Annotated in this window: 23 protein-coding genes and 1 pseudogene; 9 read left to right on the top strand and 15 right to left on the bottom strand. The window is 60.4% G+C overall.

The window, feature by feature from the left end:
- Window positions 1-110: 110 nt before the first annotated feature.
- A complete protein-coding gene (locus E1956_RS26095) occupies window positions 111-1,733 on the bottom strand; it encodes a DUF3443 family protein (RefSeq protein ID WP_134754215.1) in 1,623 nt (540 codons plus the stop codon).
- 14 nt (window positions 1,734-1,747) lie between these two features.
- Window positions 1,748-2,215, bottom strand: a complete 468-nt coding sequence (locus E1956_RS26090; protein ID WP_134754213.1) for a DUF2844 domain-containing protein — start codon at window positions 2,213-2,215, stop codon at window positions 1,748-1,750.
- A gap of 594 nt (window positions 2,216-2,809) precedes the next feature.
- Here E1956_RS26090 and E1956_RS26085 point away from each other — a divergent pair.
- Together E1956_RS26085 and E1956_RS26080 are read left to right on the top strand one after the other, a co-directional pair.
- Window positions 2,810-3,172, top strand: a complete 363-nt coding sequence (locus E1956_RS26085) for a hypothetical protein (RefSeq protein WP_134754211.1) — start codon at window positions 2,810-2,812, stop codon at window positions 3,170-3,172.
- A gap of 25 nt (window positions 3,173-3,197) precedes the next feature.
- A complete protein-coding gene (locus E1956_RS26080; RefSeq protein WP_134754209.1) occupies window positions 3,198-3,722 on the top strand; it encodes a YMGG-like glycine zipper-containing protein in 525 nt (174 codons plus the stop codon).
- Between the two features lie 174 nt (window positions 3,723-3,896).
- Here E1956_RS26080 and E1956_RS26075 read toward each other — a convergent pair whose 3' ends face one another.
- On the bottom strand, window positions 3,897-7,127 hold the full coding sequence (locus tag E1956_RS26075; RefSeq protein ID WP_134754208.1) for a transglycosylase domain-containing protein: 3,231 nt from the start codon (window positions 7,125-7,127) through the stop codon (window positions 3,897-3,899).
- Between the two features lie 312 nt (window positions 7,128-7,439).
- Between E1956_RS26075 and E1956_RS26070 the strand changes: the two genes are divergently transcribed.
- Window positions 7,440-7,772 (top strand): hypothetical protein, encoded by a 333-nt coding sequence (locus E1956_RS26070; protein ID WP_134754206.1) that lies wholly within the window; start codon window positions 7,440-7,442, stop codon window positions 7,770-7,772.
- A gap of 186 nt (window positions 7,773-7,958) precedes the next feature.
- Entirely contained in the window at window positions 7,959-8,240 is a 282-nt protein-coding gene (locus E1956_RS26065) for a hypothetical protein (protein WP_134754204.1), read from the top strand.
- Between the two features lie 214 nt (window positions 8,241-8,454).
- Here the strand turns inward: E1956_RS26065 and E1956_RS26060 are convergent.
- Window positions 8,455-8,784, bottom strand: a pseudogene (locus E1956_RS26060) (winged helix-turn-helix domain-containing protein); the annotation flags it as partial.
- Between the two features lie 231 nt (window positions 8,785-9,015).
- Window positions 9,016-9,360, bottom strand: a complete 345-nt coding sequence (locus tag E1956_RS26055) for a hypothetical protein (RefSeq protein WP_134754200.1) — start codon at window positions 9,358-9,360, stop codon at window positions 9,016-9,018.
- Between the two features lie 284 nt (window positions 9,361-9,644).
- On the opposite strand from E1956_RS26055, the gene E1956_RS26050 reads away from it, so the two are divergent.
- Entirely contained in the window at window positions 9,645-10,454 is an 810-nt protein-coding gene (locus E1956_RS26050; RefSeq protein ID WP_134754198.1) for a hypothetical protein, read from the top strand.
- Between the two features lie 83 nt (window positions 10,455-10,537).
- On the opposite strand, the gene E1956_RS26045 is transcribed toward E1956_RS26050, so the two are convergent.
- A complete protein-coding gene (locus E1956_RS26045) occupies window positions 10,538-11,200 on the bottom strand; it encodes an SOS response-associated peptidase (protein ID WP_134754196.1) in 663 nt (220 codons plus the stop codon).
- Between the two features lie 90 nt (window positions 11,201-11,290).
- On the opposite strand from E1956_RS26045, the gene E1956_RS26040 reads away from it, so the two are divergent.
- The 3 genes from E1956_RS26040 (at window position 11,291) to E1956_RS26030 (ending at window position 14,376) form a co-directional block, all read left to right on the top strand.
- On the top strand, window positions 11,291-11,581 hold the full coding sequence (locus E1956_RS26040) for a hypothetical protein (RefSeq protein WP_134754194.1): 291 nt from the start codon (window positions 11,291-11,293) through the stop codon (window positions 11,579-11,581).
- A gap of 548 nt (window positions 11,582-12,129) precedes the next feature.
- Complete coding sequence (locus tag E1956_RS26035; RefSeq protein WP_134754192.1) at window positions 12,130-13,266, top strand: esterase/lipase family protein; 1,137 nt, start codon at window positions 12,130-12,132, stop codon at window positions 13,264-13,266.
- A gap of 663 nt (window positions 13,267-13,929) precedes the next feature.
- Window positions 13,930-14,376: a hypothetical protein gene (locus E1956_RS26030; protein WP_134754190.1), complete on the top strand. Its 447-nt coding sequence runs from the start codon at window positions 13,930-13,932 to the stop codon at window positions 14,374-14,376.
- Window positions 14,377-14,953: 577 nt separating this feature from the next.
- On the opposite strand, the gene E1956_RS26025 is transcribed toward E1956_RS26030, so the two are convergent.
- Both E1956_RS26025 and E1956_RS26020 read right to left on the bottom strand, forming a co-directional pair.
- Complete coding sequence (locus E1956_RS26025; protein WP_134754188.1) at window positions 14,954-15,301, bottom strand: hypothetical protein; 348 nt, start codon at window positions 15,299-15,301, stop codon at window positions 14,954-14,956.
- Window positions 15,302-15,614: 313 nt separating this feature from the next.
- The gene (locus tag E1956_RS26020) at window positions 15,615-16,904 is read right to left on the bottom strand and encodes a hypothetical protein (RefSeq protein WP_134754186.1); all 1,290 of its coding nucleotides are present in this window, start codon (window positions 16,902-16,904) and stop codon (window positions 15,615-15,617) included.
- A gap of 265 nt (window positions 16,905-17,169) precedes the next feature.
- Here E1956_RS26020 and E1956_RS26015 point away from each other — a divergent pair, with 265 nt between their 5' ends.
- Entirely contained in the window at window positions 17,170-17,451 is a 282-nt protein-coding gene (locus tag E1956_RS26015) for an ATP-binding protein (protein ID WP_269467641.1), read from the top strand.
- 1,087 nt (window positions 17,452-18,538) lie between these two features.
- Here the strand turns inward: E1956_RS26015 and E1956_RS26005 are convergent.
- Genes E1956_RS26005 through E1956_RS46305 form a run of 7 tightly spaced genes read right to left on the bottom strand, consistent with a single transcriptional unit; the run spans window position 18,539 to window position 21,013 of the window.
- Window positions 18,539-19,144, bottom strand: a complete 606-nt coding sequence (locus E1956_RS26005) for a hypothetical protein (protein WP_134754182.1) — start codon at window positions 19,142-19,144, stop codon at window positions 18,539-18,541.
- Window positions 19,141-19,392 carry a phage portal protein gene (locus E1956_RS26000; RefSeq protein WP_134754180.1) on the bottom strand — a complete coding sequence of 84 codons (252 nt, stop codon included), beginning with the start codon at window positions 19,390-19,392 and terminating at the stop codon, window positions 19,141-19,143. The genes E1956_RS26005 and E1956_RS26000 overlap by 4 nt, the downstream gene beginning before the upstream one ends.
- On the bottom strand, window positions 19,389-19,961 hold the full coding sequence (locus tag E1956_RS25995; protein ID WP_134754178.1) for a hypothetical protein: 573 nt from the start codon (window positions 19,959-19,961) through the stop codon (window positions 19,389-19,391). Before E1956_RS25995 ends, E1956_RS26000 begins: the two co-directional genes overlap by 4 nt.
- Window positions 19,958-20,293 (bottom strand): hypothetical protein, encoded by a 336-nt coding sequence (locus E1956_RS25990; RefSeq protein WP_134754177.1) that lies wholly within the window; start codon window positions 20,291-20,293, stop codon window positions 19,958-19,960. Before E1956_RS25990 ends, E1956_RS25995 begins: the two co-directional genes overlap by 4 nt.
- Window positions 20,281-20,661, bottom strand: coding sequence for a hypothetical protein (locus E1956_RS25985; RefSeq protein ID WP_134754175.1), 381 nt, complete (start codon window positions 20,659-20,661; stop codon window positions 20,281-20,283). The genes E1956_RS25990 and E1956_RS25985 overlap by 13 nt, the downstream gene beginning before the upstream one ends.
- Window positions 20,658-20,855, bottom strand: a complete 198-nt coding sequence (locus tag E1956_RS25980; protein ID WP_167760119.1) for a hypothetical protein — start codon at window positions 20,853-20,855, stop codon at window positions 20,658-20,660. The genes E1956_RS25985 and E1956_RS25980 overlap by 4 nt, the downstream gene beginning before the upstream one ends.
- Window positions 20,852-21,013: a hypothetical protein gene (locus tag E1956_RS46305; RefSeq protein WP_167760118.1), complete on the bottom strand. Its 162-nt coding sequence runs from the start codon at window positions 21,011-21,013 to the stop codon at window positions 20,852-20,854. Before E1956_RS46305 ends, E1956_RS25980 begins: the two co-directional genes overlap by 4 nt.
- Between the last annotated feature and the right edge of the window lie 61 nt (window positions 21,014-21,074).

The raw sequence follows: 21,074 nt of genomic DNA, 5'->3' as shown, positions 1-21,074 counted from the left end.
CCCCTTTCCGTGCAATTTTCTTTATGCCATTTCGGATATTGTGTTGTTATGTCTTTAAAGAAAAAAGCGCGCCGTTGCGGCGCGCTTTTCATTGGATTCGAGCGGGCGAACTAGTTCGACACGTAGCCGACATACGGACCCGTCGCGCCCGCCCCCGACGACGTGCCATCGATCCCGTAAAAGATGCGCCGCCCGTAGAAGAACGGCATGCCCAGATCGACGGTCTGCGCGAGGAACGAGCCGAGATTGCTGAACGCGAAGTTCAGCGTCGAAAACAGCGCATCCGCATTGCCGATAACGATGTTCGTCGTGGCATTCACGCCGTTCGCGTCAGATAGCGCGACGGTACGCTTGAGCGGCGTGGCGGGCACATACCAGACACCATCCTGGACGATCGACCAGTCCTCGAAACTCAGCGTGTTCGAGCCCGAATCCATGAACGTCTGCACCGTGCTGCCATTGCCGACGCTGCCCGTGAAGTTGCCCCAGCGATCGGTTGCGAGCACGGTGGCGCCGGTACCGGCCAACAGGTTGTTCGACTGCGTGCCGATGCCGAACGTGACCGTGCCGGTCGCCGTGGGCGCACCGCCTGCGACAACTGCCGGCATATCCACGATCAGGCCGTTATTGTCGACGGGGAAAAGCGCCACCGGATTCGTGACCTGATTGACGAGCGGCATCGAGATCGGTGTGGCCGGAGCGCTATCGGCGTAGTAGTAGCCCGCGCGCGGCTTGCTGCCCGCACACGAGGCACCGCAGTCGTAGCGTGCGACGCCTACGCCGAGTATCCCATTCGCGCCCAGCACGGCCGGGCTGGTGAGCGCCGTGTTCCAGACGCACGAGGTCGGCACCGGCGAGACGATCGCGGCGTCGCCCATCACCTGGATCGGCACGGCGGCCGCCACTTCGCGCGAAAGCTTCACGTCTGCGGTGCGCAGGCTTCCCCACGTGTAGCCCGAGCCGAACGCGGCGCAGGCCGCCACGCTCTTGCCGCTGGCGGGATCGGTCTGCACGGGCAGGGCGGCGAGCGTCGAGGCAGGAATCGCCGATGCATAAAGGCGCAAGCCAAACGAGCCGGTGTCGAGCAGGACGTTGTCGATCGTCGCGCAACTGGTTTGTCCGCTGCTGCCTGGCTGACACACCGTGACGCTCACGAGCGGGAAATTACGCACGGCCGTGGCCGACGAGACGCGTACGGGGATCGTGTTGCCGATATCGGCGGTGGAGCCGCCACCCGATGTACCGGAATTGCCGGAACCGGAGCCGGAGTCCGATGTGCCTGAGCCGGAAGTCCCCGAACCCGATGTGCCCGAGCCGGAATTCCCCGAGCCCGAGTTCCCCGAATTGGAATTGCCCGAGCCGGAATTGCCCGAACCCGACGTGCCCGAGCCGGAGTTACCTGAGCCGGAGTTGCCTGAGCCGGAGTTGCCCGAGCCGGAGTTGCCCGAGCCGGAGTTGCCCGAGCCGGAGTTGCCCGAGCCAGAGTTCCCCGAGCCAGAGTTCCCCGAGCCAGAGTTGTTCCCCGAGCCAGAGTTACCCGAGCCCGAACCGCCAGAACCCGAATTCCCGTTATTCGCACCGCCCGAGGCGCCACCACTCGACGGGGCCGACGCCCCCGAAGCGCCGTTCGCCACCACCGCACCGTTGCCCGGCGTACCGTCTCCACCTCCGCCGCCGCAGGCCGACAGCAGCACACCGGCGCTGAGCGCGCAAACCATGATGATCTTGTTCATCGCGCGTCCCCCTCTTATTGGATCTGATCGGCACTCATGCCGAGAGGCAGCGCCTTCGGCAGCCACGCGCGCCCCGTCAACGCACCCATATGGCCGCCCGTTTCGACGACAAGGTCGTCCTGATGCACGGCAACCGGCCCGTAACCGCCGCCGCGCGCGGCGTGCGCCGCCGCGAGCCCCTTTTGCCAGCTGGGAAAGTAGCTGCCCAGCAGCGTATCGAGCGAGCCGACACGCGGTCCGCGCCAGGAAACGGCGAATACGGTGCCGTTAGCGTCGAGATATTCGTGAATCACCGTGCCGGTGTCGAGCGTGGTCGTCGTGACGGTCCAGGGCACCGCAACCGAGCTTGCAGCGGCCATCACGCGCGTACCGGGCGTGCGCTGGGCCTGCGGAAAGGCGGGTGCGCCGCCCAATGCCGCCCATGCAGGTACCGCGGCGAGTCCTATCGCGGCGGCCACACTCAATGTCAGAATCCCCTTCATGTTGTAGTCCTTAGTAAATCGATGACGTCAGCGGATGCTTCGCGCCTCGCACGGAGCGTCCGGCGAGTCTAAGCGGGTCTGAGCACGCGCATCTCGCTCGGCGAATCGAAATGACTATTCGAGTTTTTTTGCGCCCGTGCGGCGCGTCATCGTCTTACACGCTGAAAGCCCGACCGCATCGGCGTCAGACGCGCCGCCGCACAGGCATCCATGGGCATGGAACGCCCGGCGATCGATAGAAATGCGTGAAAGCTGATCGAGATCTCTTGCGCCGAAGGGAAATGCGGTTTGGCGCTCGATCTCCGAGTATTACAAGACAGCGCTCTCGCCCACCGAGGCGCCCAAGGCTCGCCGCTCGAGAGATCGCCGGCAAATCGTTCCATATAGCGGCCGCTTGCACGCCGATCGCCGCCAACGGGCGCCGCCAGCGCCAGCGGCGCCCGCGCCACGCCGCCTGCGTTGTAACAACTCGAAAAAACAGTGGCGTTCGCGTAATTGCATTGAACCTCGCAATGTCATAGCGTTGCAGAATGCGCGGGTGTGCACGGCCAGGCCGGCACGAGCGCCCGGCCCAATTCCGTTCTGGAGATCGTTGTGAGAAGGTCGAAATTGATTCTCGGGGCCGCGTTGGCCGCTCTGGCCTGCGCAAGCGGCGCGGCCCACGCGGCGCGCGTGGGCGTCGCCATCGGTGTTGGCGTGCCTTTCGGCGCGCCTTATTACTATCCGGTCGCCCCCGCGCCCTACTACTACGCGCCGGCGCCCGTGATCGTCGCGCCGCCTCAAGCGCCCGACTACGTCGAGCAGGGCCAGCCGCAAGCCCAGGCGCCCGGCGACGACAGCGGTCCGAACGACGACACGTGGTACTACTGCGACGCCTCGAGGACCTACTATCCCTATGTGAAGCAATGCTCGTCGGGCTGGCGCGCCGTGCCCGCCCAACCGGCACCTTCGAACTGATCTGACGACATCGATCGAGTCAATCATGAAACCGACCTATTTCGCGCTGCTCGCCGCTGCGGGCCTTCTGAGCGCGTGCGCCGTGGTTCCGACCGGGCCGAGCGTGATGGCCTTGCCGGGCACCGGCAAGACCTTCGACCAGTTCCGCAACGACGACTACAACTGTCGCCAGTTCGCCTTCCAGCAGGTGGGCGGCACCACGACCAACCAGGCCGTGTCCAATAGCGCCGTGGGCAGCGCCGTGGTCGGCACGGCGCTGGGCGCCGCGGCGGGCGCGGCGTTCGGCGGCGGCAGCGGCGCGGCCATCGGCGCGGGCGCCGGCCTGCTCGCGGGCAGCGCCGTCGGCATGGGCAACGCGCAAGGCTCGGCCTACGACGTGCAGCGCCGCTACGACTACGCTTATCTGCAGTGCATGTACGCCAACGGCAACCGCATTCCCGTCGCGGGACGCATGCAGACACAGCAGCAGCCGTACTATCAGACGCAGCCGCGCTATCTGCCGCCTCCGCCGCCCGGATCGCCGCCCCCGCCGCCGCCAGGTGCGTACTGAGCGACGCGCGGCCGGCCAAGCTGGTTTGCGCGCTCGCCTGCGCGAGCGCCCGAGCGCTCGAGCGGGCCCAAAAGCAACGCGCCCTTGACGGGCGCGTTTGTCTATCGCTGCAGTGTTCGACGACGCCAGCACATCGCGTCAATCAGCCCGGCAAATCCGCCATACGATACGATCTCACTTCACGTGCGTCTTCGCCTGAATTGATTCGGCATCCGAATAAAACCCCGGCGCGGTGCTGGACCAGCCAGCCGCCGCACGCAGTTGCGCAAGCGGCAAGCTCACGCGTTGCACGGCGCCCGTCTGCTGATCGATCAGCGTCATCTCCTGCGATTCGGTTCCGGCCTTCAGCTTGCCGTCCGGCGCCTCCTTGTCCTCCAGCAGAGGCTGCAGCACCGGTGCGAGCGACTTCAGCAACTGCACCGAGAGCGCGCTCGTGAACGAAAAACGTGCCGCATAAGGCTCGTGCACGAACGCGGTGAGCGTGCCGTAGAAGCGGTTGCCGATGACGAACACGAATGTCGCGGTGCGGTTCACCTTGCGCGACTCGATGAGGCGCGCGCCCGGCGCATACACGTTAAAGCGCTGGTCGCCCGTGCCGGTCTTGCCATAGACCGGCAGCGTCTTGCCGTCGGGGAGCGTCATGCCGTCGGCGAGCCGCTTGGCCGTGCCGCCTTCCACCACCGAAGTCAGCAGCTCGCGCACCACCTGCGAGATCTGCGGCGAGATCAGCGGCTGCGGCGGCGTGGCCGCGTGCACGAAGCGCGTTTCGTACGGCGTGCCGCGCGCGAAGTCGAGCGTTTCGAAGCTATGCGTCGGCAGCTTCTCGCCATTGCTGGAGACGAGGCCGATCAGATACGCGAGCGCCGAAGGCCGGTCGCCCGATGCGCCAATCGCCGCGCCATACGAAGGCGTGATGTTGTCGAACGGATAGCCGAGCGCGCGCCACGACTTGCCGATCTCGGCGTAGGCCTTCATCTCGATCATGCGGCGGATGCGCCGGTTCTGCGTCGCGTAATAGCGCGTCTTGAAGAGCCACTTGTAGGTATAGAGACGCACATCGCGGCTTTGCGCCTGGACCTGGGCGAGCGTCGCGTCGGGATGCGTGTGCAGATAGTTCAGCAGCCACAGCTCGAGCGGGTGAATGCCCGCGATATAGCCGCGATCGTTGAGGTTGAACTTGTCGATCGCGTACTTGTTGTAGTAGTTGGCGAGGTCTTCGTCGTCGAGCCACTGGAACTTGGTGTTCTTCAGTTGCGCGCGCATCAGCGCGTTGAACCAGGTCTGGTCGCCGTTGGGGTTCACGCTGCGCAGCACCGTCGCGATGCGTGCCGGGCCCTTGCGCGTGTGCTGCAGCAGCACCTGCAGCGCCTCGTCGTTGCTCTTGCCCGCATAGCGCGTGTAGAAGCGCTTCATGTAGACCTGGCTCTCGCCGTCGGCGAACTGCGTGAGGTAGTGGTTGCGCACGGCCGGATCGTCGAGATAGGTCGAGGGCGGGCCCGAGACCTGGATCATCTCGTAGTGGACGATGTCGCGCATGAGCCGCACGAACACGAGATTCACCGAATGCTGGAACGCACGCTGCACGGTGAGGATCTGCGCGTTGTCGCTCGACTCGAAGTTATTGAAGGTCTGCGCGCCGCCGCCCGTGTAGAAAGTCTCACCCGGACTCGCGGAATACTTGCGCTGCACGGCCGCTTCGAGCATCGCCGACAGCGACCGGTCGGGCGTCGTCGAGAGATAGTCGAGCGCCCAGCGCGTGAGGGCGTCGCTCGGGTCCACTTGCGGAATCATTGCGCGCAGCGTCTTCGCATCCTCGCCGGCGTATTTCTCGTGCAGCGCGCTCACGATCTGCAAGTACAAAATGAGCGTGCGCAGCTTCGCCGTCGAGCCGAGATTCAGGCGCGCGCCCGAGTTGATGTCGAACGGCTCGTTCACGCTATCGGTCTGCACGCGCACGAGGTTCTCGCCGCCGCGCCGCTCGAACAGCGTGAAGCTGTACGCGATCTTCGACGGATCGTCCCAGGGTTGCAGCATCTCGTAGCCCACGAGTCCCGCCGCGCGCGCACCGTCCTTGGTTGCGGCATCGGCGAGCCGGTCGCCCACGGCCTGCTGCACGGCGTCGTCTAGCGTGGAGGTGGCCGAGAGATCGAGGCGGTCGAGATCGTAGAGCGTCTTCAGGCCCAGCGCCTGCATCAGTTGCGTGCGCATCGTGAGCACCGCCTTGCGCTCGGCGTAGGAGGCCGGCGCGCGCGGCGCGGGCTTCGAGCGGTCGAGCGTGAGCTGCGTCGCGAGCGCGGCGTCGCGCAGCGCGGGCGAGATCACGCCGCCGCTGCCGAGCAGGCGCAGATAGCTGTCCGTGAGCTTGGCGAGCGCGTCGTTGTTCTTCTGCAGGAAATACGAGGGCGCGCGCTGGGCGATCAGCAGCGACAGCACCTGGCGGAACGCGAGCGCCTGTTCGTCGAGCGTCGCGCTCGAAATGGGTTCGCGCAGGATGCGGTTGACGTCGCGGAAGTCGCGCCCGTACCAGGCCACAAGGCCATCGCCGATGCCGTTGACCTCGCCCACGCCGGCCTTGGCCGAGAGCGGCACGGAATTCAGGTAGTGCACGAGGATCTGCTGGCGCGCGGGCATCGTCTGCGGACCGTCCAGATAGGCGCGCACCGAGGCCGACGCAATCTGGCGCAGCTTCTCGGGCGGCGTGGCGGTGCGCCCGCCCGCGGAGTGGCGGAACTTCTCGATCTGCGTGGCGAGCGTGCTGCCGCCCGGCGTCTGCTGGTGCTTGTTCACAAGGCGCGCGCCCTGATCGACGAGTGCGCGGGAGAAGCGCCCCCAGTCGATGGCCGGATTGCGGTTGGGCTGGTCGGCGGCGAGCAGGTACTTGTCTTCGATGAAGAGCAGCGAATCGCGCACGAGCGGCGGCACGGCATCGAAGTTCTCGTAGGCGCGCTGCGGATAACGCGTATGGAACAGCGTCACGCCGGTCGCGTCGCGCAGCACGATGCCGGCTTGATCCTTCTCCTCATAGGGGAGGAAAAGGCCGTCGTCGGCGAGCGAGATCATGCGTTCTGAATCGCGGGCCTGCGCCGCGACCGTGAAGCCGCGCTTTTCGAGCCGGTCGGTGAACGCCGGCAGTTGCGCATAGCCGAGCCGCACGTCGTATGGACCATTCGTCGTGGGAAAGCGGATGCTGTGGCTCGCCCCGGGCTCGACCGCGAAGCCAATGTCACGCGTGAGTTCGGAGAGGTAGCGCGCCTGCAGTCTCGAAGTGTCGATCTCGATCTGGACGATGCGCACCACGATGGCGATGGCCGCCAGAATCGCGACGAGCAAACCCCACTTGATCCACCGCCAGACTGAACCGGCATGGGTGGCAGGAAGAGGAAAACGGACCGACGGGCGGCTCATGGTTATTCTCCCTGACGTCGCGTCAGATCGCGGAGTACACCTCTGAGATAGTCTATCTCGCCTGGTTCATTCGTGTGTAGCGGTGTCGCATCACGGCGGCGTCAGTCGCTTGCCCGCAACAGCCGTGCCCGCCCGATGCGTGCGGCACCGTACATTTCTTCTCGTATTACTAGTCGTGTTTCCACTGTATCCGGCCTGGATGTCGCGCACATGGCGGCCGCCAGCCCATGTCACGCAGCGCCGGCACGCGGCATGCTCCCCGTTATAATCTTCAGTTCCTTGCCGTTTGCGGCCGCCCACTCCATGAGAAATATGAAGAAGCTTGCCGTGCCCCTCGCCCTTTCGCTCAGCCTCGGCGCCTGCGCCTGGTTCCAGGGCAATCCGGATTCTGGCCAGCCCGTCATCGATTCCACGACCAACCGGTCGGTTCAGGATGTCGTCTCGTGCCTGACGGCCGAAGCCACCCGGCACGGCGCGAGCTTCGAAACCACGGCGTTGCCGCAAGGTCAAATGCTCGACTTCGGCGATTCCAACGTCATCAAGATCCGCGCGGACAACGGCACGACCACCTATCGCTTCTACGCCGGCAAGCGGCACGCAGCGAATCTGTGGATCGAAGGCGCGAGCAAGACCTGCGCGCCCTGAGCCCGGCGCTCTGCCACGCCCGTTTGCGCGTGCGAACGGCACGTCGGCGCAAGTCCGCTTACGAATGATTACGAGACGTAAATCCGTGTATTACGGCGACACATCTTCGCCGAGGGTTTTAAGAATCGCTTAAGTCTTCGTCCGCATCATCGCGTCACCCAGAAGAAACGCTGCAGGAGGTACCCAGTGAGCTGGACAGGATCGAAAAAACAGGCAGCAACCGAGGCGCAACCGGCCCGGCCCGCAAAGCGCACGATACTGCGGCGCCTGCTGAGCCATCACGAGCTCGCCACGCTGTTGCTGCTGCTGCATGCGCCCATCGACGCGCACGCCAAACCGGAAGTCGCCACGCTGCAGGAAGCGGGCCTCGTCGAGCAGGTGCCCGGCGACGCCACCGCAGGCACCGCGCAAATCCGCCTGACACCGGAAGGCAATGCGGTGTTGCAGGGGCTCGGCCTCGCGCGCTGATATCGGCGTGGAAACCGGCGTGGGCGCGCGGGCGCCGCACGTCGAACGCGGACAGCACGACCGCGAACCAGACAAAGCAAAACGGCGGCACGCCAAAGCGTGCCGCCGTTTTTATTGCCCTGTTGCCTGAGCCGTTGCGCCGCGCCTCGCGCCACCATGCGCCGACGCGCGCGGCGTCACACGAGACGCGCGGGAGGCCCGGGATGACGCAACGTCATGCCGCCTCGCGCTCGAAGGGCATCGACTCCTCCTGCAGGCGCAGTAGCCGGTAGCCGCTCTTGTAGACGGGCTGCAGGCGAAAGCCGTTGTGCTCCTCGATTTCCAGCAGCACGCGCAGGCGCGAGACGTGGCTGTCGATGGTGCGCGTGAGCGTGTGCAGCTCGCGGCCCCACACCATCGCGTAGATATGATCGCGCGAGAGCACACGGCCGACATTCGCGAAGAACAGCGAGGCGAGCCGATACTGCGTGCCCGACAGTTCGACAGGCTTGCCGTGCACGGTGACGCTCTGGCGGCGCATGTCGAAGTGGTAGATCCCTAAATTTTGAAATAAAAATCAAATAATCAAAGGCTTACGCGCGTTTTTATAGCTAAATCTGCGTGCAAATACCTACATATGCGACCCAATAAAATCAGTCACTTACATAGGGGTTTTGAACAGGGGGAGAGCACAGCAACAGGTGGCGAGCGGGCAAAGAAAAGGCCCGCCAAAGTGGCGAGCCTTATGTCCTGAAAAACGCTCTCTTCGGCGCTCTCAAAAATCAAGCGCCCATCGTTACTGGCGAAGATGCGCAATGCTCAATGCATGGATCTCTTGAACGATTGGCGCGCGGTAGTCGAGGAACCACCCGGCTTGAAGGTTGAACATTTTGATGAGGTCTGATTCATCCTTGGGGTATTCCAGCTCGCAGGCCTGCCTCGCCACCTCACGGGACGCCTCAACGAGCCTGGCACGATCCAGCCAGTCGCACTGCGCGCCATTGGACTTCATCCAGAGCTGCGCCGACTCGATGAGGTGACCGGTACGCAAGAAGCTGCCACTGCGCACAAGCGCAAGCAAATGCCCGACCACCAGAAAGGTGAGCAGCTCCGCTTTCGTTTCCTCATCAATTAGGGTCATTTCATCCCGCCTCTTCGCATCTTCGCATCTTGCTCGCGACCACGGTGGCAAACGTCGCATCTAGCCTTCTCGAGGGCTTCCGTGGCCGCGAGCAATTATGACGCGCACCGGCTTATAATAGTTTTCTAAGGGTGTGATTGGGCCGCGGGGCAAGGACAGTCATGCTGCGCGGGGCGAGTCCAAGATTGTGATTCCTGTTGTCGTGGGTTCGAGTCCCATCAGCCACCTCAAAGAATTCAAGCACTTACGAGTGCTCGCAACGCAGAAAACAAGATTTTTGGAAGATGAAATTCCAAATTTTGGAAGATGCGATGCAAAAGGAAGCCCGCTCAATGCGGGCTTTTTTGCATTTTCAGATCTTGAACATGGGGACGGGAATGGCGATTAACTTCGAGGAAGACTTCTTCATTGCAGTAAAGGAACGCCCCTATGACGCGGTCCTTGAAATAGACGATGAACTCGCCCGTCGGGCCGAGTTCGGCGCGACATGGGACGAAGGCGATTACGAGTATCTGTTGGAGGCATATGCTCTGATCAAGAGCATGCTGGATGGCGAACTCATTGCCGTCTCGGACCGCCCTACAGCCCCGAATGTGACTGGAGATGTCGAATCGGATTGCAAGAAGCTGGCTGGGTTCATTGAGAACATTGGCGGCCAATGCAAAAGAAAGGCTGCTAAAGCGCGACTTGCGAACTTAGAGCGCTCGATGCAGGCGAAGATTGGGACCGCATTCGCTTATGAGTTTTCTCAGGGTGACCTGGATCGTGTCCAAGAGCTCATCAATGAGCTACGCGGGTTGATTTCCGAGTCGGACAAATTTGAAGAAAAGCATCAGCGCAGGCTGCTTATGCGTTTGGAGAGGCTGCAATCTGAGCTCCACAAACGTATGTCCGACTTGGACCACTTGTGGGGTCTGGTCGGTGACGCAGGGGTTGCGATCGGTAAGCTTGGCAAAGACGCAAAACCGATCATCGACCGCGTGAAGGAAATCACAACCATCACGTGGCGCACTCAGGCTCGATCCGAGGAGCTTCCGAGCGGCGCACCATTCCCTCAGCTTGAAGACCGCTCAAGTAATGACGCCGAGGACTAAATCCGCGCGCTGCCGCGCACAAAGAAAAAGGCCCGTCGCGGTGACGGGCCTCATTGGATGGCAAGCGCTCGATGCGGCGCGCGCTATGCGCCGGTCTCCACTGCCTTCTTCGCGCGCGGCGGCGCCGGGAACGCCTCCGCATGCATCTTCTTCGCTGGGAAAAGGTTCAGGAACGACCGCGCCTCGTCCGTCGACCTGCTCGCGAGCCAGCCGTCGTATTCGTCGATCGGCAGGATGACGACCGAGCGCTTCTCATCGTCAGGCTTGTGAAAACGCTTCATTAGCGGGTGATCGGCGGAATTGACCGTCAGCATGGTAAACGATAGGGCTGCACCCGTCTCCTCCTTCCATTCTCGCCACAGACCGGCGATCGCGAACGGCGTGCCGTCAGCCATGCTGATGCGCCAGCGCACTGCCTTCCCGCTCTCGTAGTTCGGTTCGTAGAACGCGTCAGCCGGAATCAGGCAAAGCTGCTGCTTCTTCCATGCGCCGCTGAAGCTCCGCCTTTCGCCCACCGTCTCCGACCGCGCGTTCATGGTATCGAAGGGCTTCACGCCGGGAGGGATGTGCTTGCGCGGCACAATGCCGAACGTCGCCACGTCGGCCCGCTCAGCGCCGTCGACGCGCCGGATGATCGGCGCCGGATAGTCCTTCCAGACATCATCGCGCCACGGGCTTTCGGGTGGCTCGACACCGAAGTGTTTGAAGAGCTGGTCGCGGCGCGCCGCGGCGTAGTTCGTGCACATGGGAAGCTCCAGGTGGCGAACCCCCAATCATAGCCAAGACGGCGTTGGTCCTGGCTATACTGTGTTTTTATACAGTATTCGCGCTAAATCGTGCCGCATCGCCCGCCACTCACCGCCGCGCGCCTCGCCCAGATCTGGAACGAGCACCCGGAGCCGATTGTCCTCGAGCTGCTGTGGGAGATCCACCGGCTGCGCTCGACGATCCTGCGCGCCAATCAGGTTCGGAGGTTTATGGGACCGGACGGCACCTACAACGTGCCGGGGCCAGTGTGGGAATGCTTCAATCGCGAGCTCGACGTCGAGCCGTGTTTGACCGACGAGCCGACCCCGCGCCAACAGGCGGTAATCGACGGGAGTGGGAAGCGATCGCGCGAGGATTAGCGGCGTGGCCGCGAGAGGCATGGTTACTGCGTTGCTGATGCTACAGAGGCAGGCGCAGCGGCAGCTTGGACAGCGCGAAAGTTTCGGAACATGGACTCAATGCGATTAGTTTGGTAGTTTGCTTTTCTGTTGCGTAACTCCAACCCACAACTAATCGAGGCGCTTGGACGGTGACTCGATATGACGCCCGCCGTCTCCCTCAGAATCGGCGGGCTTTTTCTTGGCTTTCCTTTTGAACAGACGGCGCTTCCCGACCCTAAGCGGTCTTTCAACTCGCTGAACTTGGTGTCCGAAAGCGGTCAATCGTGCCGCAATGCTAGCGCGGTTTAAGTAAATGGATAACGGTGAAATCTTGTTCAAGCAAACCCACTCAAGCATCTACGCGCGGAGACATCTTTCGTTCGTGTCAATTTCTGACGTCGACGGATTGCATAGCGGTGATCCGCGAGTGTAAATTGCGAAGGATTGAATTTGTTTCCTATAGTGTAAATGTTTCGCTGTCACTGACGAGCTTTGATCTGTTTGACTCATCACCTGGGAGCGTTCCCATGTCGACCCGAAACGACGGGGTTGTGCCAGTGCCGAATATTCAGTTCATCCTCGTTCACGGCACTTTTGCCACAAATGCGCCATGGATGGCAGATTCGTCAGCGCTAGTTAGGAGTTTGCGAACAGAATTCGGCGACGACGTCGCAGTCACACCGTTCAATTGGGATGGAAAAAACTCATTCGCGTCGCGGAAATCTGCCGAAAGAGAACTAATAAACCTTATCGAAGAGATGTCGATCGACAGAGCGTCGCCATGGATTGTGATCATCGCACACAGTCACGGAGGCAACATCGCGCTCAGAGCCGTCTCCAGGCTACGAAAACCTACACACATTCTTGCCCTGATAACCTTGGGTACTCCGTTTATAGTTTTCAGGTACCGTCAAACATTATTCTACAGACTTTATTCCGGGGCATTCTCTTTGTGGCTTGGCGCGCCAATACTGTTGGTGGCCAAGCTATCACTTTGGAATTGGTGTTCTATTATGTTTGGAGTGGCATATACTGTTATTGCTTTTTTTGCGTATCCGATTTTTTACCGAAAGCTAGAATTTTCGACTGAATTGGCTAATTCGAAAATCCACGATCAAGGGTTGAATCCAAGCGCAACGGAAGTGCCGTTGCTGTGCATCCGGCACAGAGGCGACGAGGCGCACATTGGCCTGTTCGTCTTGCAATCTATCAAACGGATTGAAAGTCTGCTATTTTCGTTTGCCACCATTTCTGACAGCACTCGACTTCTCCCTTTCAGATTGGTATTGATTCTCGTCGCCATTGTGGTTGCCGTTGCGGTAATTGGGGAAATGAATTGGGCAATGTGGTTGAACGCGCCACTCTCTCTTTTGTTGATTGCGCCCGTCAGTGTGGTGGCGAGACTTATTACCTCTCATAAATGGGGCATAGGAGGTCGACCCGATATTGCGTCGTTCTGCTTCGATGTCACGACTGAAGCGTCTCCGGAAGTATCATCAGACCTGCACGCGCAAAATTTCTCATCAATATGCGGATTTTGGAGAACCTCTGCGGTCCACGGTGCGAAAAGATTGATCACGCCACACTCGATGGGTTATTCAGATCCGAAGGCAATCAAGAGAATTTGCAGTTGGGTTAAATATGTAAGGTTAGCTTATCTATAGGGAAACGGCATCGCCGCCCGCGCGTCTACGATTCTACGGAGCAGTCGTCCAGCGTGGCGACCCTCCACGAAACGGTCAGTTGCGAGTATCAGTTCCTGGCCGAACGCGGACATTTCGCCAAGTTCATTGGCAATCCTCGATAACCCCTTTCTTATCGCCCTCCGTAGCCGCTCAAAGTACCAGGTCCCGCAATCATTTCACGCAACTAGGGATGCGCCGATGTTGCTCATGCGGAGAAGGTTTCGAAACATGGACTAAGCGCGCTCCGTCTGCTAGGTTACATTCCGCTTGCTTTGCACAACCTGTAACCGGCCGAGTACTGAGGACGGTGGCTCGGCCTGACGCCGGGCATCATTTGCGATGGGGCTCTTTTTTGGCCGTTACGACGATTCTTCCGACGAACGGACAGCGCACCACTCTATAATGTGACCAATTGGGCGGTCGCGCCGCGTGGCAAGGGCAAGGGCAAGGGCAAGCATGTTGGGTAGGAAGGATCCTAGATTGTGATTCCTATTGTCGTGGCTTCGAGCCCCATCAGCCACCTCAAAGAATTCAAGCACTTAGCCCGGTCATTGCGACTGGGCTTTTTGCGTTTCGACGTCCGTCTAACCGCTATGTAACCGGATTTTCTGAGCGCGGCGTGCCTACGGATGGACGTAGTCGATGCCGCGCCTCGCATCGCACAACATGCAAAAAATGAATCGATTTCTCGCGGCCAGCTTAGTTTCGAGCTTGGCGTTCATATCTGCCGGCACCAAAGCTCAAACGGATACGATCAATCAGCAAAGCGTCGTAACCCATGTTCCCGTGGACGCCCGCTTCGAGATTGTTCAATCGGAGTTGGCGGTTCGATGGACGTTCAAACTGGATAAATTCACCGGCAATGTCTTCCAATTGGTAGCGACGAAGAGCGGGGATTTGGCGTGGGAGGAGATGCCCAGATTCAAGAGTCGGGTACCGGACCCTGTAACTCCGGGTAGGCCCAACTATCAGATATTCATGTCTGGCATTATGGCTAAGAACATGTTTCTCATGAACGTGAATTCAGGCGCGACCTGGCAACTACAGAAAGGTAGCGACGACACCGTTGGCTGGGTGCCTTTCGAATGACCCAAGGCCAGGCGGCGCCGCCTTGACCGCACGGGAATATCCGATGCAGATCCTCCACACTTCCCCGTCCCGGCTTGCCTCCGCGCGGCGTGGAGCGTTCCGAAACGGCTAACCCACCTGGAATACCTCGCACGCATGCACGCGTAAGTGATCGGCCGCGCGAGGAATAACTGCTTGGCCGCGAGAGGCATGGTTACTGCGTTACGGCTGCTGCGGAGGCAGGCGCAGTGGCAGCTTGGACAGCGCGAAGGTTTCGGAACATGGACTCCGCGCGATTAGTCTGATAATTTGCTTCTCTGCTGCGTAGCTCACCCAGCAACTAATTGAGGCGCTTGGACGGTGACTCGATATGACGCCCGCCGTTTCTCTCAGAGTCGGTGGGCTTTTTCTTGGCTTTCCCTTTGAACGGACGGCGCTTCCCGCCCCTGATCGGTCACACGCTGCCAAGCGGATGAGCGGTCGCTTCTTGAAGTACACCGGTCCTTTGCCTCTCGCTATAGATAGCGAAATGAATGGGATGCCTTCTCCCCTACTGTGTGGCTTAAGCGAGCAAGGAACCGGGTGCACGCCACGTCAATTACTTCTTGTACTCAATCGTCAAGGTACCCATAATCATATTCTTTGCAATCTCGTAGTCCGGGTTGAACGTCACCAAGTTGTGAGCTGCAATGCCAATACCGGCAGCCCATCCACCGATCACTGTGGGCGCGACAGGAATGGCAGCAGCAGCAACCGCCGCTGCCCGGCCCTTTGTGTATACTCGGCAACGCAATCCCTCGTCCTCGATCATTTTTTCGATATGGGAGACGGCTTCTGAGAAGTTCGTTCTGTCTATGTCTTCGATGACGAACGACTTGTGATCTCTAATAAGGCTCTTTATCTTGGAATCTGCAACGCTTTTGACCGAATATACGCCATAGTCCATTTGCGCGTCCTCGTTGTGAAAAGTAGTAGGTTTTCGTTCATGAGTCAGCGCGCAGCACTAGTGAGTCCGTGACTTTGAGAAAAGACACTCAGCCTCGTTCGCCGGTTCCGCCTCTCACATCTAGGTATAACGACATCTCTAGGGAAAACTTTAGGCCACGGTGATTGCTAAGGATAATCGCCTGTAGGAGGCCCGATTCAGCCGAGCGCCACAACCGTCTTTTTTTCCTCAAAATTCTTCCCGCCACACTTTGGGCAAACGAATTTTTTCTTGGTTGTAAAAAAATTCAGAAGCCTGTTAACAGGAGGCGGATTTAGGAAATCGCGATAATTCTTATCCATAGGCCCGGCGCTATCGGTCGTAGACCACATGCAGGATTTGCAGGTTTTTGTGATTTTAAAAATTGGACCAAGCACAAGAAGAACCTCAATATTCCTGGAATCAAATTTTTTAACCGAGTTAGCCTCGGCACCTTCACCACCGCACGTGAAATTGTCGGCGATCTGCATCCCTCTGTCGAGTGACCGAAATTGGCGGCTACTGACTCATGCCTTTTGCATGGACGCGACCGCGAGTGGTCGCGAGTGACCGACTCAGTGCGACCCGAAACGGACGATCGTGAAGCTTCGATGAACGTCCGCTTACTGCGCTCCTGATGCCGCCGAAGCCGCAAAGGCTGCCGAAGCGGCGGCTGCGGCGCCGCCGAAGCCGCAGAGGCAGCAGAAGCCGCAGCTGCGGCGGCCACCGAAGCCGCAGAGGCAGCAGAAGCCGCGGCTACAGCCGAAGCCGCAGAGGCTGCCGAAGCCGCGCTAGCACCATAGACAGCCGCCACAGCCTGCGATTTTTTCGCGCCTGTCGCCGCAGAGATGTTCGCCAGAGCAGAAGGCACGGATAGGGAGCCTGCATAGGACGCAACGTCGTACATCGCCACAGACAGTGGATACTTGCCGTAGTCAAGCAGCAGATTTAGCCGGATCTGCGCCCCGATCTGCTCGCGATCCGCGTCCATCTGTGCAAGCAAGACGTACGAAAGTTGGCCGCCCTGCAGATTCTTCTGGATCGACGTCCCCAGACCACTTAGGGTAGCAGCTGTCGCCGCAAGTATGTGCGCGGTGCCTGCTGGCGAAACGGCAGCGAAAGCCCCTAGGCCGATCGCGGAAGATTCGAAGAAGGTGGTAGTGGTTCCGCTGCGGGCAAAGTAGTCTCGCTGAAACATGCTCCACATCTCGTTGATGAACGCGAGGTTCTCTCCTACCACGTGGTCGCGACAGGCACGTGCTGACGTCTGGATCTGGTCGGCGGTTCTGGCGACATGTGCTCCAGATGCGCCGTTGCCTGCGGAAGCCGCACTCGCCGGGGATGCCTCGACCGTAGCGGGATCCTCGCCGGCCGCTATCCGGTAACAGCTTTCCTCATCTACAGAAAGCTTCTGTGCGCGTTCAGTGATCGACTGGTTGCTGCTGTAAAGATAGTCTGCCGGCCGGTTTGCGCCGTTCAGCCCCATCCACCAAGGTGAGGTTTCGCACCCGCAAAGCAGCAATCCTCCTGTCAGAACCAGCAATCTAGATCTAGATTTCGCAAATAGCTGATTAGAAGTTCTCATGACGTCCCCGCAGAATCGTGAATCGCTGTACCACCGCTGACTGCATGTATTGCACGTTTCATTCGGCACGTGTGCTGACATTACAGCGTAACAAAATTTTGTATTCCGAAGAAAATCTATCGTGTAATGAAAAACCCGAACGTGTTCAAGTTGCGTTTCGCTTTCAATGCGTGCTCCACCACTTTTCGAATTCACAGATCGGTGCAAGTCTGTTTTGAAAAGACATTCTTACAGAGCTACAACCAATTAGCGTAGCGATCGCCTGGTGGCCGTGTTCATCACGCTAGAAAGTCCCCGGATAATGCGCGTCGCAGTGCGCGATCGTGGGTCCGGCCTATCCAGCGACCAGCTCGCGATGATATTCAAACCGTTTTTTACCTCCAAGCGCGAAGGCCTTGGCCTCGGATTGTCGATCAGCCGTTCGATTATCGAAATGCACGGCGGGCGGCTTTGGGCCGAAAATAACGCGGATCAGGGCGCGACGTTTTATTTCACGTTGCCCGTTGGGGATGCCACACAGCTAGATCGCTTGAAACCGCAGCCGTGACTGACTCGGCGCGATGTCCGTCCTGGCTGATGACGAAGGTTTCGCCGTGCCAACGTGACGCCACTTTGAGACGTGTTGAGGGACGGCGGGGTGCGCCTTACCGCAAAGTTTCTCTTGAGCCCGAACACCGGACCTTCCGCTGCATCGGGCCTGAGTGACCTTGACTCGATTTATGCCTTTCGCATACCAGCTGCGATCAGCGATCGATTGAGGTCTGCGTTAGCCGTCAGCCAAGTCCGGTCATCTACCTCAATCCATTTGCGGACATTCGAGCATCAGGTGTGCCGCTGACAGAGGACCGTCGGCGTTAAGTTACTCGCAGCGGGCCATTGAGGCGAATGCAGCGATGGGTGTCGAAGGGTTGTCAGTTGCAACCGTGACTGTTCGCGGTCCGGTAACAGGTGGTCCCGCCTGGCCCCTTAACCACGCCCTTGCCATTCATCGTCTTCGCCTCGCCGCCCCGGTTGGTCTGAGTCGTTCGCACTCCATTCTGGTTCGTCTGGGACGTCCAGGCCGTACCCGTGTTCCGGTTGTAGCCCCCGGCCGTCTGTCCGTTGCCACAGACCGTCTCGCCACGGGCGTTCGTCGCACATTCTGCAAACGCGTTCGCGGACAGCATTACGCATGCCAGTACTATCAGAGTCTTCATGAACATTTCCCCCAGAGGGCTTCGGCAGCCGATGTACTTTCCGCGTCAATTGAATCTTGGCCCGGGGTGCTGGCCAGTATCGTAAACTGCCTGCATTGGATATTAGTTTAGGTCTTTCGGAAGCATTTTCCTCCCTCGCAGTATCATTCACTCCGGCGAATTCGGGGCGAACGTCAAGCGATGCGATCGAAGCCGCCACTGCGCAGGAGTTTTGCGCGTTCGTCAGCGGACTTGTATCCCTTAATTTGATATCCGACGAACGGCGGCCATGGCCCTACGGGCTGGCCGGCGTGATGGCATGAGTGACCGTTGCACCTTTGGAAGCGGCCTTCGAGCGATAGCAACCGCGTATGAACGGAGAGGGTCGTTCTGAGCCGGCCGCATCTCGGCGCCTGCCGGCTGGCTCAGTCCTGCCACAAACGGACGCATTCGTGCCGCTCAAACGTTCGACAGGAGCATGCCGATCTCGTCTAGCCGCTCATTTAGCGCCGTGAGGCCGTTTTTTTTAAGCTCGCGGACGCATTTGCGGATCGCCGTTGCGTGGCGCTCTGCCGCATGATCCGGGATCTCCAGCTTTTCCGCGACATCCATTGGATTCACCTTCTCGCCGAAGTACTTCATGATCACGGCGACGCGGAATTCCTTCACAGGCGGCACAACGGGCAGCGCCGCTGCGACGTGGTCCGCGAGCTGGAACACCGCCTCACGGAAGAGCTCCGTCATCTTCCAACCGCGACAGCACGCGCGAGTGCAGTCGCACCGCTCGCTGCGAATTGCCTTGCCCGCCACTAGAGCCACCATTTGCCAGTAGTCGAGCCGGTCGAGCTCAGCGAACACCATGCCCGCCTGCCCGGCGCCGTCCAGGCCGACCAGCCCGCGGCCACTGCCGTACGCGCCGCGCTGCATGATTTTCGCCATCGGCGAAAGAGCATATTGCTGGCTCGAGTAGTTGCAGGCGAACGTGATTGCTTCGTCTGCGCTGGAGAAAATGCCTTCGTGCCTTGCGTTCATAGTCACCTTGTGGATTGTGTTGTATTCGGTCACATGACGACCGTGAAGGAGATGCTCTGATAAGTCAGCCAATCGGCTAACGCGTGCCGCAGCTCGACGTCGCGCGGCCATGCGAACTCGATTTGCGCTCGCCCATCTGAGGCGTCAACGATTTCGCCGCTGAACAGCGAGTTGTCGAACGCGATCAGGCGCGCGCCGGTCAGCGTGTCGCGATGTCGCAGCGCCGTTTCGAGCAGCGCCTCGGGCACGTCGTCGTATTGGATGTAGGCGTGTGCGCTCATTCGTCGGCAGCCCGAGGCTGGGCATCATGATCAACCGTGATTTCGACCACGGCCTCCTTGTGGAAGCCTGTGCTGCTATCGCGGCTCGTGACAAAGCTACGAACGCTGACACCGTCGGCATCCAAATCGATGCCTGCAGCCTTGGCAACTGCCTCAGACAGCACGCGCAGCATGACCTTCTCGTCAAGCGTCGCGCGATGCTTCGTGATGTTCGACTTGCTGCTGCTCACCTTGATTCCGCTCACGTTGCTTTCCTCCACTCCCCATTCACGATCACCGCTAGCCATGAACGGCGCCAGCGACTTCTTGTTGGCCGCCGCCGTGGCGACGCACCAGGCGTATTCCCCATCGACCAGCCTCTTCGCCTCGCGCAGGTGTCGCCGGAATTGCTCCGGCACGAACGCGAGCGCCATTGCGCTACGCGCGACCAGTACGCCGTTGTATTCGCGCCGCCGCAACCCGATAACCGTCGTCTCGACGGGCTGCTCGATCTCACCAGAACCAGACCGCCCCTTGATGCTGAATGTGCCAATGACAGGCATCTCGACCTGCAGACGGATAGGCTTCATGCCGGCACCTCGGCGCGCCATTCGTTGTCGCCGCTCTCCAGAAACGGGCGAAACGTGTCCCAGTTGAGCGCGACGAGCGCGTCCACCCAGGCCAGATCCTTCGTCACCCACTGCCAGCTCTTCACGAAGAAGCGATACCCGCTCGGGATCTGCGCGAGCACGTGGACGATGTATTCCTCGCCGCCCGCATCTTTCTCGCGGCAGCGCCGAAACCCGTACGCCATCGCATGCACTTGCCGCATGATTCGCTCGTTCTTGAATCGCCCATTCACCCACGTGCGCCGCGGCGCCGCAGGCATCGGCAGCTTGATCTCGACTTTCACTGGCTGCACTCTGCTTCCTCCGTAATACCCATCTTTCTTGCTCGGACATCGGCCAGCATCACCGCGAAGTCGGGCGTGTAGAACGTGCTGTCGGCCAGCCGGAACTTCCACGCCTCGAAGCCGACCCATGCGATTTCGCCCGCCTGCTTGCGCTGCTCGAGGTGCTGGGCGTAGCGCTCCTCCGTCTGGTTCATCGCGCCTGCCTTTAGGCGTCCGAGGGCTTGCGTCGCCTTCTTCGCCGCGGCGCCGGGAGCTTCCGGCTTGCTGATCGGCTGCGGCGCGGGCCGCTCGCGCGGCGCCCCGTCGTTAATGGTTGCCGTGCCGATGCCAGTCGCACCGTCTTCGAGGCGCATCGGCCATGTGGTGCGCTTCGTCACTTCGCGCCCCTCCACTTCCAGTAGGCCGAGCGGCCACGGCTTGGATCAGACGGGCCGATGTTCCCGGCCTTGCGCTCGCGCTGGATCAGGCGATCGGCGCCGCGATATGCGACCGGATCGTTGAAGGAAACGCCTAGATGCCGCGCGAGCTCGCGGGTCACCTTAAACGCCGTGAACGTCGGCGCCTGCTTCATGAAGGCGACGACATGCGCTTGATGCACAACTCGAGGCCGAGCTTCTGGCCCGCGCTAATCGCCTTGCGCAGGTAGCCGATGGTGGTCCCGCAGCGGCGCGCGAAGTCGCGTTGCGCGTCAGGCGAGAGTGAGTTCAGGTATGCGAGCAGCTTGTCCATGCCGGAACTTTACCCATGGGTAAATATCATGTCAATACCCATGGGGAATTTACCTCAAAGT

The sequence above is a fragment of the Paraburkholderia pallida genome, assembly GCF_004524855.1.
Classification (GTDB): domain Bacteria; phylum Pseudomonadota; class Gammaproteobacteria; order Burkholderiales; family Burkholderiaceae; genus Paraburkholderia; species Paraburkholderia oxyphila.
Note: the sequence above shows the minus strand (reverse complement) of the source record. Positions and strands in the feature narration are given on the sequence as shown.